Origin of the sequence: Nonomuraea sp. NPDC049141, from assembly GCF_040648415.1 — a bacterium.
In the GTDB taxonomy this organism is placed as follows: Bacteria; Actinomycetota; Actinomycetes; order Streptosporangiales; family Streptosporangiaceae; genus Nonomuraea.
The window spans coordinates 1-4,099 of record NZ_JBEZDR010000084.1; the positions used below are offsets into that span (position 1 = coordinate 1).

At 68.5% G+C, this 4,099-nt stretch carries 5 protein-coding genes; 1 reads left to right on the forward strand and 4 read right to left on the reverse strand.

Annotated elements, in window-relative coordinates; genetic code table 11:
* Positions 1-821, reverse strand: an 821-nt coding sequence (locus tag AB0B91_RS64355) for an ArdC family protein (protein ID WP_358342859.1), incomplete at its 3' end; no start/stop codon positions are given.
* A 302-nt stretch (positions 822-1,123) separates the two neighbouring features.
* Between AB0B91_RS64355 and AB0B91_RS64360 the strand changes: the two genes are divergently transcribed.
* Entirely contained in the window at positions 1,124-1,906 is a 783-nt protein-coding gene (locus tag AB0B91_RS64360) for a transposase family protein (RefSeq protein WP_358342861.1), read from the forward strand.
* Positions 1,907-1,984: 78 nt separating this feature from the next.
* Here AB0B91_RS64360 and AB0B91_RS64365 read toward each other — a convergent pair whose 3' ends face one another.
* The 3 genes from AB0B91_RS64365 to AB0B91_RS64375 form a co-directional block, all read right to left on the reverse strand.
* A complete protein-coding gene (locus AB0B91_RS64365; RefSeq protein WP_357663271.1) occupies positions 1,985-2,734 on the reverse strand; it encodes a hypothetical protein in 750 nt (249 codons plus the stop codon).
* A gap of 27 nt (positions 2,735-2,761) precedes the next feature.
* A complete protein-coding gene (locus AB0B91_RS64370) occupies positions 2,762-3,832 on the reverse strand; it encodes a peptidoglycan DD-metalloendopeptidase family protein (RefSeq protein WP_357663273.1) in 1,071 nt (356 codons plus the stop codon).
* Positions 3,829-4,099, reverse strand: a 271-nt coding sequence (locus AB0B91_RS64375) for a hypothetical protein (RefSeq protein ID WP_358342863.1), incomplete at its 5' end; no start/stop codon positions are given. The genes AB0B91_RS64375 and AB0B91_RS64370, both read right to left, overlap by 4 nt.

Sequence of the window (4,099 nt, forward strand, 5' to 3'; positions counted from 1 at the left end):
CGTTCGGCGACCAGAAACGCGACGCTCTCGGCCTCGACCTCACGCTCGCCCCGGCAGCCGCGGGTGGTCTCCCAACCGAAGTCGCTCGGCGTGTGCAGGTCCACATGTCCGAGCTCGTGGATCATCGTCTTGACAGCTTGGGCGTCGTCCACGTCGTCGCGGACCTTGATCAACCGGTTGGTGTAGTCGGTGAACCCGTTCGCGCCTCGGCAGTCACCCCGCTCAACGGTGTATCCCCGCTCCTCGGCGAGCATGACCAGTTGGTCGTACAACCCTGCGGGCGCCTGGCCCTCGAGGAGTTGGGGCATAACGTCAGCGAACGCAGGTCCGCCGGGCACATCGATGTCCGGACCTTCGGTCTGGCTGATGTCGAAGACGGCCACGGGCTTGAACGTGTGCAGGACTCGCGCCGGCTGGACGGTCTGCTCCGCCGCCGACAGTTGAGGGTCCTGCTTCGTGGGCTCGCTGCGCTCCTCGGGGCTTTCCTGCGGATCGTCCGTCACGCGCTTCGTGACCGGGGCCAGGATGGCGATGCCCTTCTCACCCTTGCGCACGTGCCGGCCGAACTCGGTCTTCCACCGCTTGTAGCCGGCCACCCACGTTGCATCTGGGCGCTGCGCCATGATCAGCAAGACGTTGTTGAAGGAGTAGCCGTGGAACTTGGCGGCGAACTGAAGCCACCTGCGCCACTGATCGCTGTCCGTGATCTTGCCGACCTCCGCGACGACGCGCTCGTGGAGGTCGGCGAGCTTGGCCCGTCGCTCGGCGGCCCATTGTTCTCGCTGGTTGTCGCTTGGCGACGCCCCTCGTCGGGTAGCCATGTCAGCGTCCCGCCGATCCATCCGGGTGCATGCCCATCCGGGTGGCAAGCTGGTTGATGAGCCTCTGCTGGGCGTCGAGCTGGCGCTGTTGCGCCTCGCAGGTCGCGGTGAGGTCGTCGATCTGGTCCTGCAGCGCGGTGATGGTGGCGTCTCGGTCGAGTTGCGGCTGAATACTGAGCCCTTTCCAACCTGTTCTTGCAGGTCAGCGCGGGTAGGCGGGGGCTGCAGATCGATGAGGGCGAGGCTCCAGGTAAGACAGCAAATCGACCAAAACCCGATGCCCCAACACGGGAGCCTCGCCTGTGCTGTCTTACCCGTCCACGATCTCGTTGTCCAGCCGGACCCTGAACCACCTCGCTGACCGTATCCGCAACCACCGCAACCAGCGTCGATCCAGGTGGCGGCGCCTCGACGCGGGACCGCAGGCACTGCTCGCCCTGGCCCACCTGCGCAACGGTGACACCTACACCCGCCTCGCTGCCGGGTTTGCCGTCGGCGTGAGCACCGCATGGCGGTACGTGCAGGAAGCGATAGCCCTGCTCGCGACGGCCGCAGACGACCTGGCCACCGCCATGGACCGGATCCGCCGGCTGGCGTACGCGATCCTGGACGGCACCCTGATCCCGATCGACCGGGTCGCCGACCAGAAACCGTACTACTCCGGCAAACACAAGCGCCACGGCGTGAACGTGCAGGTCATCGCCGACGCGGCTGGCCGCCTCGTCTGGGCTTCGCCGGCGCTGCCCGGCTCGGTCCACGACCTGACCGCAGCCCGGACCCACGGCATCATCGAGGCGCTGACCAACGCTGATGTGATGACCTTCGCGGACAAGGGCTATCAGGGAGCCGGCGGGAGCGTGCGCACGCCGTTCAAGCGGCGCCGCTTCCGGCCCAAGCTGTCACGCCGGCAGAAGGCCGTGAACCGCGCTCACGCGAAGATCCGTGCCCGCGGCGAACGGGCGATCGCCACGCTCAAGACCTGGAAGGTCCTGGTCAAGCTGCGTTGCTGCCCACGGCGAGCGACCACGATCGTGCAGGCCATCCTCGTCCTCCACCGCGTCGAAGCCAACCGCTACGCAGGATGAAAAAGGCTGACTCATCGCGGTTCCTTTCAGTGGTGGTCATTGGCGTGGCTGGGGCGGCGAGCCTGGGATGGGACTTCGTCAGCGGCTTCGCCGGGGCCATACCGGTTGAGGAACGGAAGCCGCCCGACTCACGGTGGGGGCGGCGGTGTGGCTGGCCGGGAACGGCCGGAACGCGGCGGCCACTGTGGAAGCGACCGGGAAAGATGGGAACGTGGGTTTTTCGGGCGGGGCCTTGAGGACTCCGCCGATGACGTCGACGAACCAGTCCACGGCGTGTCGTCCGTCGATCTGCGTCCTGCTGATCTGGTGCTCGCCGATTCTCTTGGCCAAAGCGGCGTAGATCGCTTGGCTGGTGGAGTGGCGGGCGTCCTGCCACCCCTGCCTTTGGCCGTGGTTCCAGCCGGCGACGACACCTGCGGCGATGGGACTCAGGTCGGGGTAGTCGTTGCGGGCGGCCAGGTGGGCGCTCTCCCGAGCACGGCCGGGGGTGTCCTGGGGGCCGGTCCGGCCGATGACGGTGGCGGCTTCTGCCACCGCCCACAGGAGGTTGCGGGCGTCGGGGCCGTCGATTCCGCTGTGAGTGAGTCGGGACATGGCGTCAAAGGCGGCGTTCTGGAAGCCCTCCACGGCGCGCCGGTGGCCGGCTTCCGCTCCGCTCCGGTACCCGGGCTTCCACGCGGCGTCGACGACGGCGCGTTCGGCGGCCGGTGACGTGGGCATTCGTCCGGTCAGTGCTTGGCTGATGGGTGCGGCCAGCCGATCCACGGACATCCCGGGCATGCGGGACTGCAGGTGAAATAGCATCGTCCAGGCTCTGATCTGGTCCATCGGGTCTCCAGTCACAGGAGGTGGGGGTCAGAAGCGGATGCCTAGGTCAGCCATGACGGCTGCCGGGTCCTGGGCCGTCTGGTTGTTGATCGGCGGCGCGTTTCGATGGATCTGGTAGTGCAGGTGTGGGCCGCTGGAGTGGCCGGTGGAACCGACGCGGCCGATCTCCTGGCCGACGTCGACGGCCTGCCCGGGGGCGACACTCAGGGAGACCAGGTGGCAGTAGGTGGTGCCCATCCCGCCGGTGTGCTGGATCTCGACGGTCAGCCCACAGCCGGGCAGGTCTGGGTTGCCGGGGCGGTCGCAGTAGGCACTGGTGCATTCGGCGGAGGTAACGGTGCCGGCGGCGGCCGCCAGGACTGGTGTGCCGGTGGGGGCGATCAGGTCGATCCCGCGGTGAGCGCGGTTCCCCCGCGGGGCGCCCCATCCGTCACCGACGCTGTAGCTGCCCTCGGGCAGGGGCACTCGCCACTCGCCGATCGCGCCCCCACTGCAGCTGATGCCCAGCTGGCCGCGAACGAGCTGCACCAAGCGCTGGGCCTCGCTCTGCCACTTCGCGTACGCGTCCGGGTACCTGGAGACCTGCACCGCCTGCGCGGCCTCGGCCAGGGACATGTGCTCCCAACCGTTGACCTTGACCAGAGCGTCGTAGAACTTCCCTGCGGCATAGTCGGGGGTCATGCGCTGCACGACAGTGCCCCACCCGGGCCGCTGCTGGAACAGGCCCACGGAGTCGTGGTCGCGTCCGACGCCCTCGTGGGGAATTCCCAGGGATTCCGGCACCGTCGAGTTGGCGAGGTTCCGCAGTGTCGACTCCTGCATCGCCGTCGCTACGGCAACCGTCCACCCCTTCGACGGCACGTTCTTCTCGGCGCCGACCCGGACGATGGTGGCGACGTGGCCGACCTGCGCCGGGTTCCAGGAGGCGTCTGCCGCGCTTCCGACGGGGCTAGCTGATGGTGACGGCGGGATGACGATGCACTGGTAGGGGGGCGATGCCACCACCGCCACACCGCCGACCATGACCAGCGTCAGCGGCACGAGAAACGCGACGGCCAGGGCGGCGGCGCCCCACTTCCATGCCGTGCTGCCGTTCATGGCCGCACCGGCTGGACGTCGTAGTGCGCCACCCGCCATCCCGGCTGGCCGCTGTTTCCGGCGCGCAGGGTGCAGAACACGACACTGTGCTCAGTCCAGCCATGCCACCCGCTGTCGCCGACCGGTGTCGCGGTCAGTTGGACTGCCCGGTGCGCCTCGATGGTGCTGTCGTGCTGCGGGTGCATATCCGGCTGCGGACGTACCTGGACGTCGACTCGTACGCGGTGCGCGACCCACGTCTCCCATCGGCCGTCGCGGTCAGCGGCG

Bases quoted from the DNA above. Each gene is read 5' to 3' on its own strand.
- AB0B91_RS64365 (WP_357663271.1), bottom strand. From the start codon at position 2,734: ATGGACCAGATCAGAGCCTGGACGATGCTATTTCACCTGCAGTCCCGC.
- AB0B91_RS64370 (WP_357663273.1), bottom strand. From the start codon at position 3,832: ATGAACGGCAGCACGGCATGGAAGTGGGGCGCCGCCGCCCTGGCCGTC.